Source organism: Enterococcus sp. AZ141 (assembly GCF_051714385.1).
GTDB classification, from domain to species: domain Bacteria; phylum Bacillota; class Bacilli; order Lactobacillales; family Enterococcaceae; genus Enterococcus_D; species Enterococcus_D entomosocium.
On record NZ_JBIORT010000001.1, the window covers coordinates 865,581 to 891,456 of the forward strand.

22 protein-coding genes are annotated in these 25,876 nt (G+C 43.8%); 8 read left to right on the forward strand and 14 right to left on the reverse strand.

Annotated features, from left to right (window positions below; translation table 11 throughout):
* Positions 1–54: 54 nt before the first annotated feature.
* Both IGI89_RS04030 and IGI89_RS04035 read right to left on the reverse strand, forming a co-directional pair.
* Positions 55–459, reverse strand: a complete 405-nt coding sequence (locus IGI89_RS04030) for a hypothetical protein (RefSeq protein ID WP_016611554.1) — start codon at positions 457–459, stop codon at positions 55–57.
* Positions 460–955: 496 nt separating this feature from the next.
* Positions 956–2,473, reverse strand: a complete 1,518-nt coding sequence (locus tag IGI89_RS04035) for a peptidoglycan DD-metalloendopeptidase family protein (protein ID WP_005232667.1) — start codon at positions 2,471–2,473, stop codon at positions 956–958.
* A 591-nt stretch (positions 2,474–3,064) separates the two neighbouring features.
* Here IGI89_RS04035 and IGI89_RS04040 point away from each other — a divergent pair.
* Positions 3,065–4,558 (forward strand): helix-turn-helix domain-containing protein, encoded by a 1,494-nt coding sequence (locus IGI89_RS04040; RefSeq protein WP_438735350.1) that lies wholly within the window; start codon positions 3,065–3,067, stop codon positions 4,556–4,558.
* Between the two features lie 183 nt (positions 4,559–4,741).
* Here IGI89_RS04040 and IGI89_RS04045 read toward each other — a convergent pair whose 3' ends face one another.
* The 5 genes from IGI89_RS04045 to IGI89_RS04065 all read right to left on the reverse strand — a co-directional run bounded on the left by IGI89_RS04045 (position 4,742) and on the right by IGI89_RS04065 (position 10,355).
* Positions 4,742–5,005 carry a hypothetical protein gene (locus tag IGI89_RS04045; RefSeq protein ID WP_005232670.1) on the reverse strand — a complete coding sequence of 88 codons (264 nt, stop codon included), beginning with the start codon at positions 5,003–5,005 and terminating at the stop codon, positions 4,742–4,744.
* Positions 5,006–5,021: 16 nt separating this feature from the next.
* Positions 5,022–6,452 carry a catalase gene (locus IGI89_RS04050; protein WP_005232671.1) on the reverse strand — a complete coding sequence of 477 codons (1,431 nt, stop codon included), beginning with the start codon at positions 6,450–6,452 and terminating at the stop codon, positions 5,022–5,024.
* Positions 6,453–6,754: 302 nt separating this feature from the next.
* Positions 6,755–7,471 carry an acetolactate decarboxylase gene (gene budA, locus IGI89_RS04055; protein ID WP_005232672.1) on the reverse strand — a complete coding sequence of 239 codons (717 nt, stop codon included), beginning with the start codon at positions 7,469–7,471 and terminating at the stop codon, positions 6,755–6,757.
* Positions 7,472–7,489: 18 nt separating this feature from the next.
* Positions 7,490–9,142 (reverse strand): acetolactate synthase AlsS, encoded by a 1,653-nt coding sequence (gene alsS, locus IGI89_RS04060; RefSeq protein ID WP_005232673.1) that lies wholly within the window; start codon positions 9,140–9,142, stop codon positions 7,490–7,492.
* 253 nt (positions 9,143–9,395) lie between these two features.
* On the reverse strand, positions 9,396–10,355 hold the full coding sequence (locus tag IGI89_RS04065; protein ID WP_438735351.1) for an alpha/beta hydrolase: 960 nt from the start codon (positions 10,353–10,355) through the stop codon (positions 9,396–9,398).
* Between the two features lie 218 nt (positions 10,356–10,573).
* On the opposite strand from IGI89_RS04065, the gene IGI89_RS04070 reads away from it, so the two are divergent.
* Complete coding sequence (locus IGI89_RS04070) at positions 10,574–11,503, forward strand: methyl-accepting chemotaxis protein (RefSeq protein WP_430599796.1); 930 nt, start codon at positions 10,574–10,576, stop codon at positions 11,501–11,503.
* Positions 11,504–11,592: 89 nt separating this feature from the next.
* Here the strand turns inward: IGI89_RS04070 and IGI89_RS04075 are convergent, their stop codons facing one another.
* The 3 genes from IGI89_RS04075 to IGI89_RS04085 are packed head-to-tail and all read right to left on the reverse strand — an operon-like array spanning position 11,593 to position 15,088.
* A complete protein-coding gene (locus IGI89_RS04075) occupies positions 11,593–12,345 on the reverse strand; it encodes a hypothetical protein (RefSeq protein ID WP_438735352.1) in 753 nt (250 codons plus the stop codon).
* Positions 12,346–12,349: 4 nt separating this feature from the next.
* Positions 12,350–13,735 (reverse strand): hypothetical protein, encoded by a 1,386-nt coding sequence (locus tag IGI89_RS04080; RefSeq protein WP_438735353.1) that lies wholly within the window; start codon positions 13,733–13,735, stop codon positions 12,350–12,352.
* 48 nt (positions 13,736–13,783) lie between these two features.
* Positions 13,784–15,088 (reverse strand): hypothetical protein, encoded by a 1,305-nt coding sequence (locus tag IGI89_RS04085; RefSeq protein WP_438735354.1) that lies wholly within the window; start codon positions 15,086–15,088, stop codon positions 13,784–13,786.
* Positions 15,089–15,512: 424 nt separating this feature from the next.
* On the opposite strand from IGI89_RS04085, the gene IGI89_RS04090 reads away from it, so the two are divergent.
* A complete protein-coding gene (locus IGI89_RS04090) occupies positions 15,513–16,649 on the forward strand; it encodes a serine protease (protein WP_077453069.1) in 1,137 nt (378 codons plus the stop codon).
* A 109-nt stretch (positions 16,650–16,758) separates the two neighbouring features.
* Here the strand turns inward: IGI89_RS04090 and IGI89_RS04095 are convergent, their stop codons facing one another.
* The 4 genes from IGI89_RS04095 to IGI89_RS04110 all read right to left on the reverse strand — a co-directional run bounded on the left by IGI89_RS04095 (position 16,759) and on the right by IGI89_RS04110 (position 20,049).
* On the reverse strand, positions 16,759–17,259 hold the full coding sequence (locus IGI89_RS04095; protein ID WP_086294372.1) for a hypothetical protein: 501 nt from the start codon (positions 17,257–17,259) through the stop codon (positions 16,759–16,761).
* 243 nt (positions 17,260–17,502) lie between these two features.
* Complete coding sequence (locus IGI89_RS04100; RefSeq protein WP_008376507.1) at positions 17,503–17,931, reverse strand: DUF1761 domain-containing protein; 429 nt, start codon at positions 17,929–17,931, stop codon at positions 17,503–17,505.
* A 106-nt stretch (positions 17,932–18,037) separates the two neighbouring features.
* A complete protein-coding gene (locus IGI89_RS04105) occupies positions 18,038–19,384 on the reverse strand; it encodes an amino acid permease (protein ID WP_008376509.1) in 1,347 nt (448 codons plus the stop codon).
* A gap of 296 nt (positions 19,385–19,680) precedes the next feature.
* Entirely contained in the window at positions 19,681–20,049 is a 369-nt protein-coding gene (locus IGI89_RS04110) for a YxeA family protein (RefSeq protein ID WP_438735843.1), read from the reverse strand.
* Positions 20,050–20,370: 321 nt separating this feature from the next.
* Here IGI89_RS04110 and IGI89_RS04115 point away from each other — a divergent pair, with 321 nt between their 5' ends.
* From IGI89_RS04115 to IGI89_RS04135, 5 genes are all read left to right on the forward strand, one after another.
* Positions 20,371–20,922: a GNAT family N-acetyltransferase gene (locus tag IGI89_RS04115; RefSeq protein ID WP_005232691.1), complete on the forward strand. Its 552-nt coding sequence runs from the start codon at positions 20,371–20,373 to the stop codon at positions 20,920–20,922.
* A gap of 75 nt (positions 20,923–20,997) precedes the next feature.
* Positions 20,998–21,924: an ROK family protein gene (locus tag IGI89_RS04120; RefSeq protein WP_438735355.1), complete on the forward strand. Its 927-nt coding sequence runs from the start codon at positions 20,998–21,000 to the stop codon at positions 21,922–21,924.
* A 57-nt stretch (positions 21,925–21,981) separates the two neighbouring features.
* Positions 21,982–22,740 (forward strand): MurR/RpiR family transcriptional regulator, encoded by a 759-nt coding sequence (locus IGI89_RS04125; RefSeq protein WP_005232695.1) that lies wholly within the window; start codon positions 21,982–21,984, stop codon positions 22,738–22,740.
* 159 nt (positions 22,741–22,899) lie between these two features.
* Positions 22,900–24,210, forward strand: coding sequence for a PTS sugar transporter subunit IIC (locus IGI89_RS04130; RefSeq protein ID WP_008376519.1), 1,311 nt, complete (start codon positions 22,900–22,902; stop codon positions 24,208–24,210).
* A 32-nt stretch (positions 24,211–24,242) separates the two neighbouring features.
* Positions 24,243–25,682, forward strand: a complete 1,440-nt coding sequence (locus tag IGI89_RS04135; protein WP_034878166.1) for a 6-phospho-beta-glucosidase — start codon at positions 24,243–24,245, stop codon at positions 25,680–25,682.
* The last annotated feature ends 194 nt before the right edge of the window (positions 25,683–25,876 follow it).

Sequence of the window (25,876 nt, forward strand, 5' to 3'; positions counted from 1 at the left end):
ATTCTTTGTATTATTTGCTTCATTTTGAAAAAAAACTGCTATGTTGAAAATCACCTATGTTTTCTTTATTTGTCTAAATGTGTCTGTCATGATGTTTAAAAGCTGTTCATATTGCGTTTCTTGACTTACTTTTTTCATCTGCACATTAAAGTCCTGTTCAATAAATTGTTTGGGTATCAACTGATCCATTTCTATTTTTGAAAGCCTCTCGGTACATTCCGCTAACAGTTGGTAATCCTTTACGAGTGTTTGCGGCAGCTTGTATGTTTGTGTAAAAAAGGAATAGCTCGCATTCTTTTGAATCGTTAGTGCCACCTGCTTTTGAATCAAATAGTGTAATTTTTCTAATTGCTTATCTGTGACGGATCGTTCACCGTTTTGTTCAAATAATTGACAGTAATAGTCTAAAAATTCGCTATTGGCCATCACTGTCTCAAAATCCGTTTTATTTATTCTCATAAAATGTTCCCCTCTTTTTTTATTTTATGCATCACTGTGTAAAACATTCTTTTCGTTTAACAGAAAAAAAGAGCAGCTCATTTATCTCTTCTACTTTTTTATGGTTAATCATTTCTTGTTAGTTCTTTTCAACGATCAATACTGATTAGAAAAAAAGGAGTAGACTTATAATTGATGCACTTCCTGATTATTCGCTCCCCTACTTCGTTAGCAAGTTTTTATTCGTAGGGGTAATAACTGTAACGATTTTGCTTCTCCGCTCATCATCAATAGCATTCGAACCTACCATTTGTGCTGCTGGCTGACCGATCTGTTCACGCCAGTTTATGGGTTAGCAACTGTTACGGTTATGTGAAAATTATAAAGAATCTATGCACGATTTTTTTAAACATTTTTTTGGTTTTCATGAAAAAAAAATTAAAATCGTTGCTCCCAAAAAATTGCTGGAAAAAGACAAAAAAAGAAAGTATCCACGATACTCTCTTTTCGGCAATCCTTATTTTGTTAAAAAAGCGATTGGATCGACCAATTTCGCTTGGCTCAAGCTAGGCGATGCACTGACTTCAAAGTGCAGGTGTGCGCCTGTGCTATTGCCCGTACTACCCATGAGCGCAATCGTTTCTCCTTGTTCCACTTGTTGACCAACCTTCACAAGGTTCTGTTGATTGTGAGCATAGAGTGTCGTCATCCCGTCCTCATGGAGAATCGCTACATAATTCCCCCAAGAAGGATGAACCTCTGAACGGATGACCGTTCCAGATTGACTTGCCATGATGGGTGTCCCAAACGCTGCGGCAAAGTCAACGCCCCGATGAAAGCTTCCCCAACGTGGGCCAAAAGTAGAAGTGACAACGGCTTTTTCAACAGGAAAAAGATACGTCTCACTTGCGGTCACATCAGGTTTTTTCTGATCATAACGGGTCAACGCATAGGCTTCGATCAATGCGGTCAGCTTTTGATCATACGCGGTATCAGTGGCATACCGACCAGTCAAATAATGGGCAGCTTCTTGATAAGAAGCCGCTTCTGATTTCCATACACCTTTATAAAAATCAGACTGCTGTCCGACCCCTTCTTTCAACAAACGAGCATAGTCCATCAATGACTCTTTGTAGCCAGTATATTGGCGGAACGTTGCCGTGATTGTGTAGTGATTTCCCGAACCATCATCTTCTTGTGTCCGAAAGGCAACACCCTGTCCGTGATAGGTTCCTTTGATACCAAAGAGATTGAAATACGGCGCCTGACTCAATCTGCTTTGACCGCCACCTGATTCTAAAATAGCCTGTGCAATCATGACAGAAGCGTACAAATCATTTTTCAAGCCAATATCTCGGGCATCTTCGCCGATTTCTTGGATAAAATCCCACACTTCTTTTACTGGTGTGACCGTCAAGCTCGTTTCGCTACCTTGCTGCGTTATAGGATCGGATTGACTTGGCCCGCTTGGTGCTTGGGTACTTGGTGGTATGATCGGAGACACAGCCGCCGGTGTTTCTTGACTTGCATCACTGTTTGCTTCTGGTGTCGGTTGCGTTTCTACAGGTTCTGACGGTTGGGGCTTCTCTGGCTGCGTCTCAGGTTTGGGCGCTTCAGGCTTCGTTGGTTTTTCTGGTTTCGGTGCTGGGGTTGGTTCTTCTGGCTGAGAAGGCTCTGGCTTACTCGGTAGTTCTGGCTCTGGTTTCGGCTCTGGTTTCGGTTCTGGCGTCGGTTGGGGATCTGGGGTTGGTTCTTCGGTTTGCTCTGTTCCCTCCGGCGCTGTCTCAGATCCTTCTGGTACACTTTCTACAGGTGCCGATCCTTGCTCCGAATCGGACACTTGTCCTTCCCCTGCTGGAGCAGTTTCTTCAACCGTCCCTGCTGTGCTGCTACTGTCACTTTCTTGTGCAGCTGTTTCTGATGTTTGGGCAACGATCGTACCTTCCGATGCAACAACCGCAGCTGAAACTGGCACACCAGCTAAAAGTTGTCCGCAAACCAAAAGAAGCGCTACCCCTTTTTGCGAATGCTTCATAGGCGATTTCCTTTCTCTCCTTTTTTCACTTAACAACCTCTATCAAAAAAACATGTTGTCATCCAAATAGTAAATAAATATCAATTCTCTTTTATTATACTACGCTTCGTTTTTTCGACTCAAGCAAATGACTCCCGTGCTTGTCAAAGAGAACGAGTTGTTGGAAGAATGGGTCTACTGGTAAAGGATCACGTTTTGCATCCAATTCGTTATCGAGTCTGGGTTGCAGCTTTTTCTTTCTGTTGCCTAAGATCCTCTGGCGTCATCAGAAAAAAACACAGTTTTTCAAATGGGCAACTGCCAGTTGAAAAACTGTGTTTTTATCGTCTTTTCTTGCTTCATTAGCTTTTTATCTAGCGTTTGGAGCCTTTCTATTAGCGCTTCGTTTTCTCAAGTTTATGTATGATTTTTGGCAATTGGTTTCTCAGGTCCTTGCTATACTTACCGTGAACGATTGATATTCCCGGAAATGTTCTGCTGGTAGTCAGAGCCTTCAAGGCACTGTGGCAAGAACGCCTAACAGTTGAACGTTTCATTCTCTGTGTAAATGATTATGCTATAATTATTTAAACTTATTTTTCGGAGGCTGACATGAAAACATTTCAATTAAAATTCATGCGAAATCGTACGTTGATTCGCTGGCTGCAATTGTTGAATGAATTTGAGAAAAGTCCCTCCCGTACACTGGGAGAACTCGCTGAAGTGACCGAGAGCAGTACGCGTACGTTGATTACTGACATTGCTAGCTTGCGAGAGTATTTTAAAGGGGCTATGGCGATCCATACAGCAAAAATCGGGTATCTTTTTGAAGAAATCGATCATGATAGGTATCGAAAGCAAAAGCAAGAATTGATAAAAGATGAACCGATTTTCCAGATTTTAGAAAGTATTTTTTATGATGAGCAGCAAACCCTCTTTGATTGGAGCTTAACGCTTAATATTTCTGAACAAGCGCTGATCAGCTACTTCCGGAAAATACAGCCATTTTTATCCCCTTTCTGTTTAAAAATCAAAACGGATCCCGTCTCTTTGTCAGGTTCGGAGATCGATATACGAAAATTTTTCTGTCTTTTTTACTACGAGTCTGACATTAATGTCCACACGTTATTTCCCTCGATCCATGTACAAGATGCGGTGATGGAAATCACTGACCTTTTGGAAACGAAGGCCTTACAGAGCTCTTCTTTTTCTTATTTTGCTTATATCCTTTATATGAGCGTGGAGCGCAGCAAACGCGGTTTACTTGCTGCCCCCTCTCCAGAACTAAGCGAGTTAGTTAAAAAAAATGGTTTACTTTCAAATTATGAGGACCTTAAAAAGATTATCCAGCGTTATTTTACCTTTGAGTTTCCTCAAGAAGAAGCAATCTATCTTTTGACTTGCATCATTTGTCGTCGCAAACTCAACACCGATCTAGAAACAAGCAAAGTGTTTTGTCTTAACTATAACCACTGGCCCGCGATCAAACAAATCACTGCTGATTTCTATGCCCAAAATCGCGGCAACAGCTTTGATGAACAAAAAGATTTGCTTTGGTTAGAGTCATTCTTCACTATTTTCAAGCTTCGTGAGTTGTTATCGCCAACGATGAACGTCAACATCGATGATTTGAATGCTTTCGTCAAAGAAAAATTTGCGGCTGAATATAAAAAAAATCGCCAGTTTTTGCTCTCACATCCTCTTGTGAAAACACTCTATTCTTTCGACCATTTGGATGATTTTTGTGCAAGTCTCACCTTCCACATGGAAGCCATCATTGAAGAGAATTGGGGCACACGGAGAACTATAGCTGTTATTTTTGAAGGTAACGAGTATGTTTGTGAGTACGCCGAAAGTATTATCCGAAAATATCTTGGCGTTTATCATGAAATGTACTACCCTGATTCAAACGAACTCTCCCACGAGTATTTAAAAGAAAAAAACATTAATTTTCTCATTACTAACTACTCCGAATACGCCACTGAATACTTACTGGATGTTGAAAGTGTCTTATTAAAATCAATACCCGACGCTGCCGACTGGAATTATCTTTTGAATCGAATCAATCCGAGAATTTTGCGGTTGGTCGTTCTTGATAATACGTAGTAATTCCAATCATTCACGCCGCTTCTCCAAAGAAAGAGAATTGATATTTCCTTGTCGCCTTTAAACGAACGCCTGACTAATCCTCCCATATAAAGCTGTTCTTTTTTAGTGGAAGCAGCTTTATATGGGACTTTTCCAATGAATCAAGTACGCTTTTTCCTTCTACGCTGCTACTATCAGCAATCATTGCTCTTTGGATTGATCTGCACTTAAAAATGTCCGTTTCGTAAAAGCCAGTGCGCCTACGAGGGTCATGAGTACGATGATTGGATGAGAAGATGCAGACAAGATCCCCAAAATCGCCGTCAACAGCGTGCCCGTATAACTCAAACCGACTGCCCATTGCTGAAGCCTTGAAAGCTCTCGCAGCTGCCCTTTAAAGGCCACCCCCAGCATCATTGCTCCGACAAAAGATAAAAGACCAAAAACTACATGTAAAAGTAACATTCTTTTTCCTCCTTTCTTAAATGTTCACATCGATCGCTTCAGCGATTCGTCTGCCGTATTCTGGGTCCGCACGGTAAAAATGCATGACCTGCCGTTCTTTGATCTGTTGATTTTGAACCTGTCCCAAACTTCCCGCAATCGTTTGAATTAAACGTGTTCGTTCTTCTTCTGAGAGCAAACGATAAAAATCACCTGCTTGGCTATAATAGTCTTCATCGTAATCAAAGGAACCGATCTCTCCTTCTAACGAATAGTGGATGCCCTTGGCATGCGGGTTTTCTTTGATGCCATCGAAACTGTTCGGTTCATAATTGATCCCTGAAGAATTCGTTTTGGTATTCATGAAACCGTCCTGTTGGTGATTATGGACAGGCGCTTTTGGCGCATTGATCGGCAACTGGCTGCTGTTGGGTCCAACTCGATAACGATGCGCATCACCGTAAGCAAACAGCCGACCTTGCAATAGTTTGTCCGGAGAAAAATCAATCCCTGGAACGATATTGCCCGGTGAAAAAGTGACTTGCTCGACTTCGTTGAAATAGTTCTCTGGATTGCGATTCAAAGTCATTCGTCCCACTTCAATGAGCGGATAGTCTTTTTGTGAGACTGTTTTGGTCACATCAAAAAGATTGACGGCAGCTGACCAACCTTCTTCAAAGGGAATGATTTGAACATAGAGTGTCCAAGAAGGATACTCCTTTGCCTCAATCGCTTTATATAGATCTTCAATATGATAATCAGGATTGCTTCCCGCAAGTTCTGCTGCGAGTGCCGCACTCATGTTCATAATGCCTTGATCCGTCCGAAAATGATATTTCACCCAAAAGCGTTCTCCCTCTGCGTTGAGCCAAGCGAATGTATGGCTCCCATACCCATGCATATGACGAAAGGTTGCCGGTAAGCCCCGATCCCCCATCAACAGGCTGACTTGATGGAGGGATTCCGGTGAATGGGACCAAAAATCCCATACCGCCTCTGGATTTTTCAAGTGCGTTCGCGGGTCTCTTTTTTGGGTATGGATAAAATCAGGAAACTTCAACGGATCACGAATAAAGAAAATCGGGGTATTATTGCCCACGAGATCATAATTCCCCGCTTCCGTGTAAAATTTAACCGCAAACCCCCGAGGATCGCGCAACGTATCCGCAGACCCTAGTTCTCCGGCAACCGTTGAAAAGCGAATAAACATCTCCGTTTCTTTCCCGATGGCTGAAAGAAACGCCGCTTTCGTGTACATCGTTACGTCGTTTGTTACTCGGAAGACCCCATGAGCCCCCGCACCTTTCGCATGAACGACCCGTTCGGGAATCCGCTCACGATTAAAATGTGCCAGTTTTTCTAGCAAATGGACATCTTGAATCAACACTGGGCCACGGCGCCCCGCTGTCAAAGAATTCTGGTTATCCGCTACACTGGCTCCTTGCGCAGTCGTCAACTTTTTTTTCATATCTTTCCTCTTTTCTCTATAAAATCAGTCAAGTGCAATTACTCTCAACAAAATACTTCTAATTAGTACAAAAATTATCATTATTCTTAAAATATATCAATTTATTTGCTCGGAAATAAGAATTAATTCAGATTTTTGACCATTTCCCAACTTTTCTATCGAAGTATCCAGGTTTTGCAGCAAGCCTCATGAATAGAAGGAAGCACAAAAAAGCAGTGAAGCGTTGGCTTCACTGCTGCTTTGCGTTCCATTCGATCCGAGACCACTCTACTGGCGATCAATTATTTTTTGCTGCCTGCTGCTTATTCGGCAGCTTCAATATCCTTGGCGATTTTTGCGACATCGATCTCCCGCTGCAAATAGTCTTGGTTGTCGATAGGAAAATGCTGACGAAATTCGGCTAGTTCCATCAATTCGACTTCGCCAGCTGCCACTTCAAAGTCTAAGACATGACCAGCAAATGTGCGATCATCACTAATAAAATGCAAATGGAAACCGGCGGCCGCAGCACCGTGGAACAGCAACGGGGTAAAGAACCCGACGATCGTGCCGCTGATATCTTCTGCTTGAAATTCCGGCTGATGCTGGATGATCTCAATGAATTTTGGGTACGGTTTTTCTTGCTTTGGGGCAACGCGGACGTGCATCTTGGTAAATACCCCATGAATCTTGACAGCGGAAAACAAATTCGGGCTGACTTCTGTCAGGACGTGGTTTTTCACTTCTTCATCTGTCATTTCTTGGCTGACCTGCAGGTGCTTCGCCGCAGAAAAATCAACGACTGCCGCATAGGGGGTTCCTTCATTTCCTTGGAGCACTTGTACCTTGCCCGACTCGTCTACATGGTAGATTTCACCATCTAAAATAATCACTTCACCATTGGAACCAGCCAAAGTACCAATCCCAAAATTGCCATATTCAAGCATTTTTCCGATTTGCTCCGTGCCATCCATTAAATCCTGCATCAACCCACCTAGGGTGCCATGCTGATATAAATAACTTTTGTTTTTCACTTTCATCTTGATGCTCCTTTGGTCTTAATAAAATTGATCAGGTAGGATCGTTTTGCCAAGATCGGCATTGTCTGAATAATCCACAGGGATATCAATGATCACTGGACCATCCGTTGCAAAGCCTTCTTCGATGGCTGCCATCAATTCTTGTTTGGTGGTTGCCCGTAAGCCTTTGGCACCAAACGCTTCGGCATATTTCACGAAATCAACTGGTCCAAAATCAACCCCAGAAGCACGATCATATTTCATTTCTTCTTGGAATTTCACCATATTGTAGGTACCGTCATTCCAAATCAAGTGAATGATGTTTTGTTTCAAACGGACGGCTGTTTCTAACTCTTGGGCAGAAAACAAGAAGCCACCATCGCCAGATACAGAGATCACTTGAGTATTTGGTCGCACGAGCGCTGCCGCGATCGCCCATGGCAAAGCTACCCCTAAAGTCTGCATGCCATTACTAAAGAGCAGATGCCGTGGCTCATAACTGCGGAAATGACGGGCCATCCAAATGTAGTGGCTGCCGACATCCACCGTCACCGTCATGTCATCGGTCACTTCTTGTTGCAAAGCATCAATGATTTCCAGGGGATGCAAGGTATTGTTGCTGCCTTCGACATCCGCTGGTTTTTCATTGAGTTTGGTTTGCAGCGTCGTTAAATAGTTTTGAGCGTCTTCGGTCAAGTGATACTGATCGATGGCTTTTGATAGTTGTTCAATAATTTTCGCGATACTGCCCATCAGTTCAACTTCTGGCTGCATAAATGGATCGATCTCCATCGGTACTTCATCGATGACGATCACGCGGGCATCTTTTTCCGCATTCCAGTTGCGAGCTTCGTATTCGATCGGGTCGTACCCCACAGCGATCACTAAGTCGCTGCGTTTCAACAGCATATCACCAGGCTGATTGCGGAACAAGCCGACGCGGCCAAAGAAATGCTCTTCTAATTCACGAGAAATGATCCCAGCGCCTTGGAAGGTCTCTACGACAGGCAACCCAGTTTTTGCAACTAAATGACGAATCGCTTGTGTTTCTTTCACGCCTGAAGCCCGCATTCCTAAGAGTAGGACAGGCAGCTTGGCTTCTTTGATCCGATCGACGAGTGCCTGGATATCTTCTGCATCGGCACTGCCTAATTTAGGCGAAGATAGTGGTTTGATCGCTGCCCCTTGAACGGTTCCGTCCGTCACATCTTGAGGAATGGATAAAAAGCTCGCCCCTTTTTTCGCTGTTTTTGCGATGCGAAAGGCGTTGGCAATACTTTCAGAAAGGGTTTCAGGATCTTGGACTTCACTGCTGAATTTCGTGATCGGCGCAAACAATGCCGCATTATTCATGCTTTGGTGGGTCAATTTTGAAAGGTCAGAACGCTTCACTTGGCCTGCTAGTGCCAGGACGGGATCACCTTCGGCAGTTGCCGTGACCAACCCAGTCGCTAAATTACTGGCTCCTGGTCCACTTGTCGCAATGACGACTCCTGGCTCTCCTGTCAGGCGACCGATTGCTTGTGCCATAAATGCCGCGTTTTGTTCATGTCGTGCCAAAATCAACTCTGGTCCCCGATCACTCAACACGTCAAATACGCCATCGATTTTTGCACCGGGAATCCCAAAGATATAAGGCACCCGATGATTTTCTAAACTTTCAACAATGATTTCTGATCCTTTTGCACTCACTGTATTACCTCTTTCCAAAAACTGTATTAATCACAATACATATAATAGCACTTTCTATTTATTTATCAACGAAAAACACTTATTAATATCTGTACTATAAAAACGTAGTTTTTTAGAGAGCGTTTGCATCTGCTTCAGACCGCAGGTGTATGTCTTTCCATTTTTCCGACAAAAAAAGGAGTGGATCGCTCCACCCCATAAATCCTTTACTGTATCAGAACACCTCTAAAAAGAAGCTTCTTTTGTCGGTTTTTTATTCTGCTGGGACATTTTTTTCCGTCAGCCAACCGACAGCCAGTGTCATGGCAGCTCGTGCAGCTTGGGTCTGATCCATCGCATTGACCATCACAAAATCATGGATGATTCCTTGCAGACGTGCTTGGGTAACTTCCACGCCAGCTGCTCGTAAATGCTGCGCATAGGCTTCCCCTTCATCCCGCAAGACATCTGCTTCCCCCGTAATGATCAACGCTGGTGGCAGATCGGCTAACTCCTCTTTGGTCGCTCGTAAAGGAGAAGCGGTAATTTGATTCCGCTGTGTTTCATCCGTCGTGTATTGATTCCAGAACCATTGCATCCCTTCTTTGGTCAGAAAATAGTTTTCGCCAAATGCTTCATACGAAGGCGTATCAAAGCGGGCATCTGTCACAGGATAGAACAATAATTGCTGTGCGATCGGAATGCCACCACGGGCTTTCGTTAACAAGGTCATAACAGTCGCCATGTTCCCACCTACGGAATCGCCAGCCACGGTCAAACGGGTAAGGTCTAAGCCTTTGACATCGACAAATCCCGGTAATTGCTGCAAGACCGCATAATTTTGTTCGATCGCCGTTGGGTATTTTGCTTCTGGCGAACGACTGTATTCAGGAAAAATGACGATCGAGTTGGTTCGTACCGCCAATTCACGGATCAATTTATCATGAGTTGCGGCACTGCCGAAGACCCAGCCAGCGCCATGGAGATAATAAATAACAGGGAGAATCGCATGATTTCCTTCGGGACGAACAAAACGAACATTGATGGCCCCCCACTCGCCTGTATCTACGGTCTGATCTTCTATCTCAACCGCCAGTTTATTGACGGGTGACTCTTGGACTTGTTCCAATAGTGCGCGCCCTTCTTCTGGCGGTAATTCATAGATCCGTGGGTGCGGTGCATTTGCCTCACTAAATTCAACGGCTGCTTTTTCCAACGAAATTCTATCTGTCATACGATTCTCTCCTTTTGTTTGAAATCGTTCGTGTTGACCTTAAGGGTACCACCAAGTCATTCTGATGCAAAGAATCTTGCTTCCTTCTGCTTCCAGGCATTTTGTTCGACAAAAAAGGTGGTTTTTGCACTCTTAACTGCCTTGCCTTCATGACCGATAACTGTAAGACACTCGCTGTGTAAACTTCCCAAAAAACTGAAAGGCGTAGGTAAGTACGTATGAAATTCACATTAGATGAAACACAAAATAACCGTCTGCTCGCTGCTATTTTTCAAGAACTCGCTGTCATAGTCTTTGATCCGCAAAAAGAAGTTGTTTTCGCCAATGCCAACATGACTGATATCCTAGGGTACAGCCAAGAAGAAATCATTGGCTTGCCGCATCGGACCTTTTGTTTTGACCATTATGCTGCCAGTACGGATTACCAAGCTTTTTGGAATCAACTGCTGTACTCAAAGCAACGGTTTCAAGACAAAATCATCCGAAAAAACAAACAAGGAGAAAAACTGATTTTAGAAGGAATCTACTTCCCCGTCCTCGATGAGCAGCAAGAAGTCGTCAACGTCGTCAAAATCGCTTTTGACATTACCCAAAGAGAACAAGCCTTAGCGGTCACTATCAAAAAAGTGCAAGAAAGTGCTGCTTCCCTGACACGACTTTCTGCCAACGGGCATCAGCAAGTCGATCATTTGTCAGAGAACTTGGCGCAAGTCAAACGGCTGTCTGATCAAAATCAAGCAACGACCCATGCCTTAGAAATGGATAGCCAACAGGTGACAGCGGTGCTGCATGACATCGACCGCATTGCACAACAAACCAAACTGCTATCCTTCAACGCTTCCATCGAAACAGCACGGATCGGCGAACAAGCAGCTGGCTTTCGGGTAGTTGCCGATGAAATGCAAAAATTAGCCGAACAGACCAAGCAGTTGACCCAAACCATTGCCGCAACCATGCAAGCCATCAACCAACAAGCCTTAGTCGTGTTAGATAGTACCGAGTCGACGACTATGAAAATCAGTGATTCGCAAAAAAGTCTCGCTGCCGTTTTGCATTCTTACGACACGCTGCGAACGACGGCCAGTCTTTTAAACGATGAAGCCGAGTATTTAACAGGGACCAACAATGCTGAGTTGGAAACCACATGAAGTGAAAGAGAGCGCCGCTGTTTGCGATGCTCTCTTTGTTTTTTTGACCAATAAATTGATTCCCTATTTGATTTCATCGATACTCAGCACTAGCCAGTCTCCCACTCTTGCAACAACTGCTGTAATTCTTGCAAAAATGATTGGGTCGCAAAGCCCAATGCTTGAAGAGGAACACGATATTCCTGTTGAATCACCAAAAAGCTACTAAACATTTTATGCTGGACCTCAAAACCGAGGTTTTTCCAAACACTCCAGGAAAAACTGACTATTCGTTTTTCTTTCTTTTCGTACGTGCACAAATACACTCGTTCAACGCCAAAAAGCAGTCCCGCATTCGCTTTCTTGCCAGTCATCTTTGACGTTAGCAACGCAAGAGGGGTCTCCGTTTCAGGCACTTGAAAACTAGCGAGGACTTGTCTTTGCCATTGCCTTGGTAGCACTTGTCTTTCTCCAGAAAAATAGAACAAAAAATTTTGTTTTTGAAAAAAAGCATTCAAACGATTTTGCCGCTGGTTGCGCTGATGGATGGGCGCCCTTTGAATCGGAGACGCCTGGTTTCTTGACGTTGGTTTTGGCTGCTCCCGTCCAACGAAAACGTCGGCTGATGGTGCGTTTTCCCTAAGAGCAGCAGATGGCAGACTGATTTTCTTCAAAAGAGCCGCCAGCTGGGTCAGCGCAAGCTGTTTGTCCGTCAGGGGACTGGACTGGGCAATTTTGGCGTGGTCAAAGGGCAATTTGATCACCATTTTCCCACGACAATACAGACAAATCGCCGTGCCGACACTCCAGTTTACTTCTAGTTCCCCTAAACAATGGGGACATTGAATGGGAATGATATCCATGAGATCATCCTTTCGTTTTGATGCATCGATCAGAGCTATTCGTTGTAAAAATACGGATCGCATTCCAGCTGACAAACGCCAGCAGCATGACAAAAGACAAGCCGTAGAAGCCAAAATACCAAACCAATATTGCTAAGAAGAGAATCAATGCGAATTCATACGCCATATTTTCCAGACCACTGTAAAATACTGTCTTTCGGACGAGTTTCTTTTTTCGGGCTTCAAATGTCTGCAAAATAGCTATTTGATTTGCCTGTGGCTGACTGAGTGCTTGATTCAGATCCTTTTTAAACTTTTTATGTTCTTTAAAGAAGTTGATTTTTTGCGTAATCAAAAAAAATGAAACTACTAGCCAAATGACAAAAAGCACGATCGATGTGCCAATCAAACTAAAGGCAACGGCAGGCATTAAAAATCCACCAAAAATAAAATTTAAAAGGGTCCCTGAAATTATTCCGAATGAAAAAAAGGTATAGCAGAACTGCCATAGGACTCTGCTGGTCTTCGAAAAACTTTTTTTCACTTGCACCAGCTGTTCACATTCAGGGAGCTGGGTTGGAAAAAGGCGTTCAGCATCGGTGCCATCAGCCACGAAAGAATAGGTTTGGTTTCCATACTTGAATTCGCCAATGTAATAAGGAAAATACAGTTTTTCCGTATCACATTGTTTCGGAAAAAGAGTCAGTTGAACCTCATTGGCAACATCTGCTCCCACCAAATGGTCTTTGGCTTTTGCTTCAAAGACTTCCAATAGATGGGTATCCGAGAGTGCCGCTTCTCTGGAAATATCAAAGGGCAGCACCTGAGCGTCTTGGCTAAGTGCCGAAAACTGCTGCATATCCGTGCAATAGGCGGCTCCTTTTTGAAGATGCAGCGGCAGCTTGCCATTGATACTGTAATCCGCTTCTTTTCGGGTATCCGTAGGGAAATATTCATTGAAAACCGTTGTGTTCCCGCTGTTATGTAAAGAAATGTCGGCAGTAATGCGCCCACTCCCCCTCTGCTGTTCCTCGTGGACATAGCTCCCTCTCACTTGCGCGTCATAAGCAATTTGAAAATAATACATCGGGATAAACACACGTTTTAGATGAACCATCTCTAGCTCAAAAAAGATACTTTCCGAGATGGTCTCTTGCCATGCTAGTTTATTTTTCAACGCCGCTTCACATGCCTTTTCATCATAAGCAAACGGATAAAATCCTTCTTTGACGGTCCCTTGAATGCGTGGCAACTCTTTAAGCGAGACGACTTGTTTTGTTTGTTCCTGGTTTATTTGTTCCGGTTTGATCAGCAACTCGTTCAAACAATACTGACAGACTGCTTTTCCTGAGTCCCAATCAACTTCTAGACGTCCCAGACAGCTGGGGCATTGGATTTGGGTGATTTTCATTTTTTCTCCTTTTTATGAATCGTTTTTTCTTTTCAACAAGATGGTTTATCAAAGAAACCGAAGAATGTTCCAAATAAGGGTAACGACCACGACCACATAAGCGAGCGTATCGAGCCATTCATAAAATCTTCTGATTCTTGCAAGCTTCTTTTCACGCTTCTCGTAGTTTGCTAACAAAGCGGTCCCAGCCGTTTTCTTACCTAATAATTCTCTTTGGCACTCATCTCTAAATTTTTGGGCTGTTTTGAGGTACTGTTCTTTTAGAAAGTGCAACACTATCCCCGATACTACCCAATAAACTGCAGTTGGCAGGGAACTCATGACAATCCCCCCTATGACAGCTCTGAACACTCTTCCTAGAGGAAGCCATTCAGAAATGAATAGCGCCAAGATCATCAGGATCACACCTAACGTAAAAAAGAGTACGGAGGACCAGCCAAAAACCTTACGAGCTTTTGAAAAATTCGCAACCGTTTGATAGGTAGCTTGGCACTGTGGGATAATCGGCAGCTTCATTCGGTCAGGATCTTTGCCGTCGATCGCAAATTCAAAGGATTGCTCTTGGTACTTGAAGGTGCCCATATACAGGGGAAAGTAGAGCTCTTCTGTAGCACAGCTGATCAGGGAAAGATTTAGGTGCAGCTCTTTTAGATGATCGGCAGATTCTTTCTTCTGGATCACCGCATTCGCATGGGCTCTCAATTCCGCTTGTTTTTCAGAACCAAAGAGCGCCTGCTCTTGCTCAATATCAAAGGGAAAAACATGAATAGCATGTGCTGAGACTAGCTGTTGAAATTCCTTTTGATCGGTACTAAAGTGCGGTTTTCTTTTCATTTCATCATTGACCTCAAAGCTCTGAGGAATTTCTTGTTCGATCACCTCCGAACTGCCGCATTGATAGAATATAACCGTCTCACCTGAATGGTCGCCTCGCTTCTTTTCCCACGTGGTCGTATGCGAGCCTTCCCATGCAATGGAATGGGTATCGTAGCCAAAGGCCCCCTCCCACTGCATCGTATAGGTCACCTGAAATTCATAAATCGGAATAAAATATCGTTTTACCTCGCTGACTTCAAGATGAACGATAATGTCCTCAGGAACTGATTCCTGTTGGATCAGCCATTTTTTCAAGGCATTTGCTACCTCGTCTTCATTAAAGGCAAACGAATAAAACCCTTCTTTGACTTCTTGAAAAACTACGGGAACCTGTTCATTCGAAGCTTCTTGCGTTTGTTTTGGCGGCGACTGTAGGACTGATTTAGTTAAGCAATATTGGCAGATTGCTTTTCCTGTCTCCCAGTCAACGGTTAACTGACCCAAGCAGCTGGGACATTGGATTTGTGTGATTTTCATTGCTACTCCTTTTGCACATACTGATTTTCTTATCAATGAAGTCGCTTAGTTGCACATGAGGGGGAATGTCTTTTTTATGGTGTTATTTGGGGGAAGCAGCGAAGGAAAGCCGCTTGTTTGCAGGTATTTGCTCGATTTCATCCGTTTGTTCAAAGCGTCTTTTTCCAGTAATGAAGTAAATACGTGTATTAGGACCAAAAGCTGTCTAGCAAAAAAAGCAAATACAAACGAAAAACAACTCTTTCTAAATCATTTTATAATAAAAATTTCTGTAAATCTATTTATTATTGATAAAAATCTATTGGTTTGCTAGTTGAACTCCCTCCATACGTTCAGCAACCCTTGCTAGCCGGTTATTGATGGCGGATACGTTAGTAAAAATGTTATAATTAAATTATTCACAAGAAAGGAAATGGAAAAAAGTATGGGGATATTTATTTTTGTTGTTGGTTTTTTGACAATGGTTGTAAGCGGAATCTTTTTTATTCTTAGTTTGATCAAGAAAAAGCCGCTTCGCAACAAAATCGTTATTTTTATGGGTGGTTTTCTCTTATTGATTGGCGGAGCACTAATGACTCCAGCAGCAACACCGGAGCTTCACGTAGATGAAGCAGAACTGGTTACCAACGAACAAGGCGAAGCGGCGATTACGGGTCAAACCAACCCAGAAGCGCAACTGACGATCAACGGGGTGGAGGTTTCGCTGGCGGACGAAACATTTTCTTACACCGTGCAACTTGAAGATGAAGAGGAACAGGAATTTACCCTCCAAGCCTCAATGGGTGGAAACACCAAAGAAGAAGTCGTCACCGTCAAACCTTCTCGCGCATTTCTAGCGAGTTTGCAAGCTGAAAAACAAGAACAAGCAGCACTGGAAAAAGCCGAGACGGCACTGGCGCTTGCCGAAACCCAGCCAAACCAAAAGAATTACGACGAAGCCGTGACGCTGATTCATGCTTTGAGTAAAACCTACGAAGATTTCGCTACCCGGCTAACCGTGGTGGAAGAACATCTTGCCATCGGCAAAGCCCTCGATACTGCTGAAGCTTCCCTTGAGCGCAGTGATTTCGATCAGGCAAAAGAATTAGTCGCACAAGCGGTTTTGAACAAGGAAACGTTTGAAAGTCGGTTATCCACTGTAGAAACCAAGATTTCTGAGAAAGAAGCAGAAGCCCTCGTTGCAGAAGCTGTCCAAGCGGTGGAAGCGGCAGAGGCGGAGCCGACAAAAGATGCCCTTGCTCGTGCAGAAGATGCTGTCGCTCGTCTCAAGACCCCCGATGAGGAATTAGCTACTCGAACGAAAACAGTGGCGCAAACGATCACTGCCAACGAACAAGCAGCCGCACAAGCCAAGGCGGAGGAAGAACGGCAGGCAGCCGCCGCTGTGCCAGAACAAAGTCAGCCAGCCGCTGCTAGCAATCAAGCCCAAACGTCGGTCCTCGTTACACCAACAGGTTCGAAATATCATACGAGAAAATGCGGCAACGGTACCTACACGCCTGCCACTTTAGCAGAAGCGCAAAGTCGCGGACTTACTCCTTGCGCAAAATGTTTTCCGTAATAGTCACTAATATTTTGCAACGAAAAAAAACAAACCTCATTTTTGTCTAAGGTTTGTCTGCAGTCTAAAGCGGTTGTCTCGTCGGAGGCAGCTGCTTTTTTATCACTTGCTATTTCTCATCGTAAGAAAACTCGTACTCGTTTTGTTCATCATCGATCAGACGCTTGTCATTGTTGTCCACCATTTTGAATACTTTCTCAAAATCATCGCCAGTCATGCGCACTTCCTTTTTCTCTTGATCAATGATCACTTGGGCATTTGTCACTTCAAAGGTGTGCATAGTGCCGATGTCTGCCGCAGTCAGTGCTTTGCTTTTGGGAAACTCTGCTTGCAGTGTTTCGTTGATCTGCACTAATTGCGCCTCTTGTTCTTCTACCAAGTCCGCAGGTTCCTGATTCGGATCGACCAAAAAACTCAGCGTTTTATTGACAGTGATCCTTCCATCTTCAAATAGATACAAAGCATATTGTTGATGACTGTTGCTATTGGTCAATACTTGATTTGCAGCTGCAGAGTCAACCCCTGAGCGGCTGCAGCTTGCCAAAAAAAATAGCACCGCCAAACAAACGGTAGCAAACATTCTTCTACCTAACTTGCTTTTCGTTTTCATTTTTCCCCTCCTCGTTTTCCCTAAGTTTCCTTCTTTCATGATTTTTCGCAAACCCGTGGGTTTGTGTTTCCTGTCAAATTGAGTTATTTTCAGTATAGCATAAACAATTTGCTTTTATAGCTTTTTTTTATAGTGAGATTAATTTCACGCGCAAAAAAACCAACCTTGTCGAGACAAGATCGGCTTTCTTTAGGATTGATTCGTTGAGATCTTTGAACGTTCTCGCTGGGATATGATCGCTGCCTATTGTCCAATTAGTCCGACAACAAGCCCTAAAACGATCACTCCTAGAAACCCATTCACAAGGTGCAGCCCAACTAATTTACGGGACTGTCCCGAGTAAACAGCCATCACGAAGGTGGCGACCCCATACACCCCTAGCCACAATAAGCAAGCGACTTGCAAGGAGGTCATCAGCCAACCATCATGATCGAATGTGGCAAACCAATAGACGACTTGATAGGTCGCTGCCGATAAGAGAATCCCACCAACAATCGTGCCGCCAAAGGTAAAGAGCATGTCACCGGTCGTCATCTGCTGACCGTCCATCTTCTCTGCCATTCCTGATTCTTTCGCCCAAAACTTGCCCCACTTATGCATCGGGTTGTAAAGCAGACTTTCCACCACAACCCAGCTGAGGGTGCCGAAAATCAATGTCCAAAAATTAACCATTTTCGTATTCTCCTTTACTTTATTTTTAGCCATGTTCCTGAGAAGCGAAAAAATAGCCAAGCGGGCTGTTCCTTCTCCATCAGTTTATGCCTTAAGGGAAGGTTCTTCAACTTTTTCCACTGGTGTCCCCTATTTTTCGATGGTTCCAATAAAAACTAAGAAAAATGATCGTATACAGCAATGCGGTGAAACCTGTAACCGCTAACGGGTTAGTGATCAAGATACCGGCAAACAGCAAAAGCAACGCAAGGATCGCCCCACCCAAAAAAATCGTATAGCCCATTTTCTTCTGCTTGCGTACCAAAACAAACGCCGCCACACTGATCAACAACCAAATCAGTAATACAGTATACGACAGGGAGCCTGCCAGATAATTGAAGAGTTTGTCGCCTAAAAAGTAAGAAAGAACGACTCCAAGATATAAAGTACCGCTGCAAAACATGATCGCTCGTTGGGGCACGCTGTTTTTATTCAGCATCGTGAAGCGGCTTTTTTTCTGGCCATTGTTGCTTAACCGGAAAAACAACGTTCTTGAAGAAGCATAGACCCCAGAATTGATGGAGGAAAACAAGGCCAAAATGATCACTAAATTAACGATGTCGGAAGCAAAAGGCACATGGATTTTTTGAAACACCATTACAAAGGGACTGACATTTGGATCTGCTAATTGATTCCACGGATAAATGATCAGTAAAAGAAACATGGGAATGATGTAAAAAGCGGCAATCCGAGTCATTACTCCTTTGATTGCTTGAGGGATCGCTTTTTTGGGATTTTCTGCTTCACTAATCGTGATGGCTACTAACTCAGAACCGCCATAAGAATAGATTACGACCAATAAAGAATTGATAAATCCTTTGAGACCGTGAGGGGCAAAACCACCATAGTCTGTCATTTGTCTCATCGTCGGTAAAAAGCCCAGATCAAAGACTTGCGTGGCAACCAGATAGAGACCCACCAAGATCAGCACAATCACCACACTGATTTTGGCCCACGAAAGCCAGTATTCCGTTTCTGCAAACAAGCGGACCGAAAACAAATTGATGATGGTCGTGAGTAGTGCCAAAATCAAAACAAAGATCCAAGCTGGAATATTGGGAAACCACAGCTGCAAAAAGCTTGCGGCAGCAACTGCTTCGGCGATGATGTTGATCATCCACATTGACCAGTAGATCCAATCAATGAAATCAGCTGTATGCAAGCCAAGATACGGCTGGACTAAGCCCGAAAGGCCATGTTGTTTTTGGTCAGATAAAACCAACTGTCCCAGTCCTGTCATGACGACAAATAAGATCAGCCCACAAAAAATAAACGCTAGCAAGACCGCAGGCCCCGCTAACTGGATCGCTTCCCCACTGCCTTTGAATAGGCCGGCACCGATTGCGCCACCTAGTGCCAACATAGTGATGTGTCTGGTTTTCATCTGTTTTTTTAATTGATTTTTTTCTGTCATACGTTCCTCCTCGAAAACCGTTGATCCTTCATACACAGTGATTCTCTCACTGTTGCTATTTTTAATTATATGAATGATTTTTTTTAACTACCTCATAGAGAATACCAGACGTTTCTGCTATTGCAACTAAGAATTGAAAAAATTATCTATTTTTTCTGAAAATTCTATCATCCTCTAATCTTTTTCACCCAAATCAAATCTTGGCGAACTTTTCTTTAGGTGAAGGTACTAAAAAAAGCCATCTCCCAACTTGTGGGAAATGACTTTCTGTCCGTTTCTTCAAGCAGGCTCGATGATCAATGGGTCGTAACCAACTCGTCTTTGATAGCGTCAGGGAGATCCTGCTCGGTCACCTCTTGATACGACTCCACATGTTTGCCCTTTGCATCAAGCTCTAGGTAGGCATTTTCTTTTAATTTTTGTGGTGCCCAAAACGTGATTTTTATTTTTTGTCCATCTTCATTGATTCCTTCTTGCGTATATTCATAGGCATCATGTTTTTGCGGCACGCCATACTCATCGGATGTTTTGACATAAACCTTTTTCTCCGGTACGAAAGGATTGAAACGATCCACCAGCTGAACCAGTTCGCTGGAATCATCTTTCGTAAAATAAGACCATGTAACCAATGTGACGGTCCCGATCGTTAACACGAGCAGGATCATACTAATTGCTTTTTTCAAGTGATTGTCCTCCGTTTTTTCTATCTACCTTCAGTATAAAAAAACAAGCGATAAATATAATCAAACTTAAGACGTATTTTTCCGTCGGTCATTGTGACTAAGGTATCAATGGAATATTTTCTGCTTTTTCCACCTAAATGTATAGACAAACAACTAAGTTACTCCTACAAAAACGTCCCTTCTCACAGGAAGACCAGACTGTTTAATAAGTATCGTGATTTTTCATTCTTTGTAGTAAACTAAACTGCAACAACTTACTTTTAAATACTCATGATTGAAAACTATAGAAAATCGAGGTGTCCCATGCTAGAAATCAAACTGATCGATCAAGAACACCAAGCTGATATCCGCTTGAAAAACGAACCCTTCTCCTTATGGGGGAAAATGCTGCCGTCTTATAATGAGGGCAACTGGCAGTACACGATCTGTAAATTTGCACCTGAAGACATTCAGACGATGCGTTTCCCAGATGAAAATTATTGCTATGATGAAATGAGCCGAAACAGTCTGTTTATCGGTGCTTATGATGATGGAAAATGCATCGGCTTAGCGATCGTTCAAGACGCTTTTTTCAAGTATCTGTACCTCTATGACTTAAAGGTCAACACAGACTACCGCAAGCAAGGAATCGGTCAACTGTTGATCCAACAGGCACTGAAAGCGGCCCTTGCCAAAGACTATCGCGGCATCTATACACAAGCGCAGGACAACAATCCTTCTGCCTGTCTGTTTTACTTGCGAGCAGGCTTTCGTATCGGAGGCCTGGATACGGAGGTGTACAAAGGAACCAATCAGGAAGGCAAAAGTGACATTTTGTTTTATTTGGATGCAGCGGAAACGGCTGTCAAAAAATAGCTGAAAAAAGAAAAAAATTCCTCCTGCCAGATGGTACACTTAAGGCAACAATGTTTTGAAAGGTGAGGAAGAAGAATGTACGTAGGATTTGATATTGGCGGAACAAGTATTAAATATGGGGTTTTAGATGAAACCGGAGTGATCCTTGAAAAATCAGCGATCCCCACTAGCTATGAGCCAGCCCAGTTTTATCAGGATATACTCACGATCATCGAAGATGCCCAGAGCCGCCACACGATTGATGGCATTGGGATCAGTGCCCCAGGGATCGTTCAAAAAGACGGCTTTATGTTAACGGCTGGAGCCATCAAATCGTTATATGGTGAAAATTTTAAAGCAGTCTTGGAAGCGCGTACAGGATTGCCGGTGGCGGTGGAAAATGATGCCAATGCAGCAGCGATTGCTGAAAAATGGATCGGGAATGCGCAAGAGGTAGCCAACTATTTGTGTCTTGTCCTAGGCACTGGTGTAGGCGGTGGGATCGTAATCAATAATCAAGTCTACCGAGGTGCTCATGGCATGGCTGGTGAATTTGGTTGGATGGTGATCGATCAGCTGCCAGAAGAAGGCAATATCGAGGAAAGTTCCATCAATAAAAAAACTGCCGTCGTGGGCGGCTTGATTCGCCTCTACAATTTATCTGGCGCAGCAGTTCCTGGCTTTGAACCCACCCAAGACGCCAAAGAGATTTTTGACCGCGCGCAGCAAGGCGAAGCATTGGCGTTGAAGCTGACGGACCAATTTCTAACGGATTTGTCTGTAGGGTTGATCAATTTGATCAGCTGCTTTGACCCAGAATTGGTATTGATCGGCGGCGGCATCAGTGCCAATCCTTATTTCTGGGAACGCCTGCAGGCTCGCTTGACGATCACGGAAACACGGCATGAAGCGATCAATTATTTGCGCGGACAAACCATCGCACCTGTTCGTCCAGCGAAGCTGAAAAACGACGCCGGCTTGATCGGCGCAGTCTATCAGATCCACCAACAGCTGCACCGTTAAAAGTTCGGATATGCTATACTGGTGTAAATTGATTATCTAGGACAGCGAGGAACCAGCATGGCGCTTTTTGAACAATTAAACTTGAACAAGCTCTCTGCGGTAGAACAAGAAATCTACCGTTTTATCGTCAATCACTTAGAAAAGATCCCGTATATGCGTGTGCGCGACATTGCCGATGATGCTCATGTCTCTTCGACTTCGGTCTTTCGTTTTATTCAAAAAGTCGGCTTTCAGTCGTTTCCAGAATTTCGCTTCTATATCAAAAATCATTTAGAAAAAGCCCATTTTGATGCGCACCCTGAACACTTAGGTTTAGAAGCGCGCATCAAAGGCTTGAATATGCAGATCTTCCACCCTGATGCGGAATACCAAATACGAAAACTCGCCGAAGCGATGCGGGATGCCGATTTGATCTTATTTATGGGGATGGGGGCATCCGGTGCGATCGCACAATACGTTGCCCGCAAACTAGCCAGTCTCGGTTACTTTAGCATCAGCATTGATGAGCTGACCTACCCGATCAAAAGCTTTTTGCGAAAAGATCAAAAGAATGTTTTGGTTTTTTTGAGTGTCTCTGGTGAAACCAAAGAACTGATCGAAGTCATTACCGGTTTAGACAATCAGGCGATCGTGCAGAAGTACTGCATTACCCCAAATCGGGAAAGTACGTTGGCACGCCTGTGCGATTATTCGATCGAGTATGCGATCAAAGAGGAACGCAAAGACATCTTTCTTGATTTGACTAGTCAATTGCCTTCAGTAGCGATTTTAGAAACACTGATCGGCTATTTACAAGATTATCGTTCCAACCCTTGATGGTTCAGTTTACTGAACCATCTTTTTTTGTAACACTGTGTTCCGGATGCGGAATTTTTTTCATTTCTTGAGAGATATGTACGGAATCCGTATCCGCTTACTTTTAGCCGCTTTCATTCGCTATAATGATGGCATCAATTAAGGAAAGGTGTTATTATTATGCAAAAATTCAATGACCTGTTAGACCGCTCGTTGGTACCAATCGCAACAAAGTTGAACAATCAACGCCACGTAGCAGCGATCCGGGATGCATTCATGCTGATTTTCCCACTGACCATCGCTTCTTCTCTCGTTATTTTGGTCAACAATATTTTATTTTCCAATGAAAGTTTCATCGTGCAATTATTTCAACTGAATCGGCTTTTTCCTAATCTGGAAAGCGCCCAGCAAGTTCTAGCTTCCGTGGCGAACGGGACCATCAACATCATGAGTTTATTCATTGCGTTTCTTGTTGCCCAACTTTTAGCCAAGCATTTCCAAGCAGATGCTACGCTAGTTGGTTTGACAAGTGTCGCTGCCTTTATGATCTTGTACCCGACCTCGTTTGCAGTAGATGATGTCAATGTGATCTCTACACAATATTTAGGCGCCCAAGGGTTGTTCGTAGCTATGATCGTGGCTTGTTTGGTCGGTGAATTCTTACCGAAGCTTTTCAAGGTCAAACGATTGCAGATCAAAATGCCTGAAATGGTACCACCAGCTGTTTCCCGTTCCTTTTCTGGCATGATTCCGATCGTGATCATCGTGGCAGTCACTGCTTTGATCAATTTCTTAGTTTTAATGATTGCACCGGAAGGCATCAATGAACTGATTTACAACGGGATCCAAAGTCCATTGCGGGATCTGGGGGGCAATGTCGTCGGTGTCTTGATCTTGGCATTTTTGCAAACCACGTTGTTTGCGATTGGGATCCATGGACCAAACACATTGAATGCGGTTCGTTCAGCGATTTTTACCGAACAAGATCTAGCTAACCTAGACTTTATCAACCAGGGCGGCTCCTTGTGGGACGTTCCTTACAAAGAAACCTGGGGCGTTTTAAATGATATGTTCGCAAATATGGGCGGAACTGGTATGACATTGGGCTTGATCATTGCGATCTTCATCGCTTCAAAACGTCCAGAACAACGTGAGATCGCTAAGATGTCCTTAGTTCCAGGAATTTTCCAAATCAATGAACCGATGATCTTCGGTCTACCGATCGTCTTGAATCCAATCATGATCATTCCGTTTATTTTGACACCAATGGTGAATATTTTGGTGGGTTATTTTGTCACTGTTGTCTGGCCGATCATGCCGACCCCAGCGATTGGGGTACCATGGACGACCCCAGGAATCATTAATCTCTTTTTAGGAACTGGAGGAAATGCGATCGCTGCGGTTGTCGGTGTCGTTTGTCTTGCGATTTCGGTCTTGATCTATTTGCCTTTCGTGATCGCCTCTAACCGTTCCCAGAAAGTAGAATTATAAGCAAACGAATGAGTCGAGGAGGAATGAAATTTATGTCCGCAAAAATGCCGAAAGATTTTTTATGGGGCGGCGCGATCGCTGCCCATCAAGCGGAAGGCGCTTGGAATGTTGCTGGCCGTGGAATGAGTACCGCCGATGTCATGACGGCCGGTGGCAACGGTATTCCCCGTAAAATCACCAAAGGAGTCATTGAAGGGGAATATTACCCGAACCATGAAGCCATTGACTTTTATCACCGTTACAAAGAAGATATCCAGTTATTCAAAGAACTGGGCTTGAAATGTCTACGGACATCGATTTCTTGGAGCCGGATCTATCCAACTGGAACAGAAGAAGAACCAAATGAAGCCGGTCTCCAATACTACGATGATCTTTTCGACGAATTGCAGGCAAATGGCATCGAACCTGTCATCACTTTGTCTCACTTTGAAATGCCTTATGCCCTCTATGAAGAATTTGGTGGGTTTGCTAACAAAGAAGTGATTCCCCTCTTTGTCAAATTCGCTAAGACTGTTTTTCAACGGTATCGTGACAAAGTGACGTATTGGATGACTTTCAATGAGATCAATAATCAAGCAGATGGGCAAGAGCCGTTGCACGTTTGGACCAATTCTGCCATGATCATCGAGGATGACAGTCAAAAAGAAGCACTCGTCTTTCAAGCGGGCGTCAATGAGTTGATTGCCAGTGCGGCAGCCGTGATCGAAGGCAAAAAAATCAATCCAGAGTTTCAGATTGGTTGTATGATGGCCTATGTCCCGGTCTACCCCTACTCTTGTGCGCCAGCTGATTTGATGGCATCCGTCAAAGCCAATGAACGGCGCTATTTTTACAGCGACGTCCACGTACGAGGCAAGATCCCAACCTATGTGCAAAAATATTGGGCAAAAAAAGGCATCACGATTGAGATCACGCCCGAGGAACAAGCGCTATTAAAAGCGGGAACCGTTGATTATATTGGGTTCAGCTATTACATGTCAGGAACGATCTCAACCCTTGATGAAGTGGCTGGCACACCAACTGAGGATATCCCGGGAGCAAAAATCGTGAGTAATCCTTATATCAGTGCTTCTGATTGGGGCTGGCCTATCGATCCAGTCGGGTTGCGCTATGTGTTAAATACGATCTATCAACGCTATGACTTGCCGCTATTTATCGTAGAAAATGGCTTTGGTGCTTACGATCAATTAACCAATGAACAGCAAGTCCATGATGACTACCGCATCACTTACCTGAAAGAGCATATCGAACAGATGGAAAAAGCGGTGGTTGAAGATGGTGTACCGCTATTAGGTTATACGCCTTGGGGGATCATTGATATCGTCAGCTTCGGCAGCGGCGAAATGGAGAAACGCTATGGCATGATCTATGTCGACAAAGACAATACCGGCAAAGGAACCTTGAATCGTTTGAAAAAAGATTCCTTTGCGTGGTACCAGCAAGTAATCGCCTCTAATGGTGAAACGCTCTAATTACTGCTTCCATGACTAACACAAAAACCGCCCCCTCGTTTCGCCATCCTCCTTTTTACATTAGGAGCCTGGCAACGAGGGGGCGGTTTTCTTATTAAAGAGGTGCGCCATTGCGAGGATGCTTTTCTTATCATCACTAAACACTCCCCCGATGCTGTGGTACACTATAGCTATTCATTTACTTTTACGTTAAG

Bases quoted from the DNA above. Each gene is read 5' to 3' on its own strand.
- IGI89_RS04030 (WP_016611554.1), bottom strand. From the start codon at position 459: ATGAGAATAAATAAAACGGATTTTGAGACAGTGATGGCCAATAGCGAA.
- IGI89_RS04035 (WP_005232667.1), bottom strand. From the start codon at position 2,473: ATGAAGCATTCGCAAAAAGGGGTAGCGCTTCTTTTGGTTTGCGGACAA.
- IGI89_RS04040 (WP_438735350.1), top strand. From the start codon at position 3,065: ATGAAAACATTTCAATTAAAATTCATGCGAAATCGTACGTTGATTCGC.
- IGI89_RS04045 (WP_005232670.1), bottom strand. From the start codon at position 5,005: ATGTTACTTTTACATGTAGTTTTTGGTCTTTTATCTTTTGTCGGAGCA.
- IGI89_RS04050 (WP_005232671.1), bottom strand. From the start codon at position 6,452: ATGAAAAAAAAGTTGACGACTGCGCAAGGAGCCAGTGTAGCGGATAAC.
- budA (WP_005232672.1), bottom strand. From the start codon at position 7,471: ATGAAAGTGAAAAACAAAAGTTATTTATATCAGCATGGCACCCTAGGT.
- IGI89_RS04065 (WP_438735351.1), bottom strand. From the start codon at position 10,355: ATGACAGATAGAATTTCGTTGGAAAAAGCAGCCGTTGAATTTAGTGAG.
- IGI89_RS04070 (WP_430599796.1), top strand. From the start codon at position 10,574: ATGAAATTCACATTAGATGAAACACAAAATAACCGTCTGCTCGCTGCT.
- IGI89_RS04075 (WP_438735352.1), bottom strand. From the start codon at position 12,345: ATGGATATCATTCCCATTCAATGTCCCCATTGTTTAGGGGAACTAGAA.
- IGI89_RS04080 (WP_438735353.1), bottom strand. From the start codon at position 13,735: ATGAAAATCACCCAAATCCAATGCCCCAGCTGTCTGGGACGTCTAGAA.
- IGI89_RS04085 (WP_438735354.1), bottom strand. From the start codon at position 15,088: ATGAAAATCACACAAATCCAATGTCCCAGCTGCTTGGGTCAGTTAACC.
- IGI89_RS04090 (WP_077453069.1), top strand. From the start codon at position 15,513: ATGGGGATATTTATTTTTGTTGTTGGTTTTTTGACAATGGTTGTAAGC.
- IGI89_RS04095 (WP_086294372.1), bottom strand. From the start codon at position 17,259: ATGAAAACGAAAAGCAAGTTAGGTAGAAGAATGTTTGCTACCGTTTGT.
- IGI89_RS04100 (WP_008376507.1), bottom strand. From the start codon at position 17,931: ATGGTTAATTTTTGGACATTGATTTTCGGCACCCTCAGCTGGGTTGTG.
- IGI89_RS04105 (WP_008376509.1), bottom strand. From the start codon at position 19,384: ATGACAGAAAAAAATCAATTAAAAAAACAGATGAAAACCAGACACATC.
- IGI89_RS04110 (WP_438735843.1), bottom strand. From the start codon at position 20,049: ATGATCCTGCTCGTGTTAACGATCGGGACCGTCACATTGGTTACATGG.
- IGI89_RS04115 (WP_005232691.1), top strand. From the start codon at position 20,371: ATGCTAGAAATCAAACTGATCGATCAAGAACACCAAGCTGATATCCGC.
- IGI89_RS04120 (WP_438735355.1), top strand. From the start codon at position 20,998: ATGTACGTAGGATTTGATATTGGCGGAACAAGTATTAAATATGGGGTT.
- IGI89_RS04125 (WP_005232695.1), top strand. From the start codon at position 21,982: ATGGCGCTTTTTGAACAATTAAACTTGAACAAGCTCTCTGCGGTAGAA.
- IGI89_RS04130 (WP_008376519.1), top strand. From the start codon at position 22,900: ATGCAAAAATTCAATGACCTGTTAGACCGCTCGTTGGTACCAATCGCA.
- IGI89_RS04135 (WP_034878166.1), top strand. From the start codon at position 24,243: ATGTCCGCAAAAATGCCGAAAGATTTTTTATGGGGCGGCGCGATCGCT.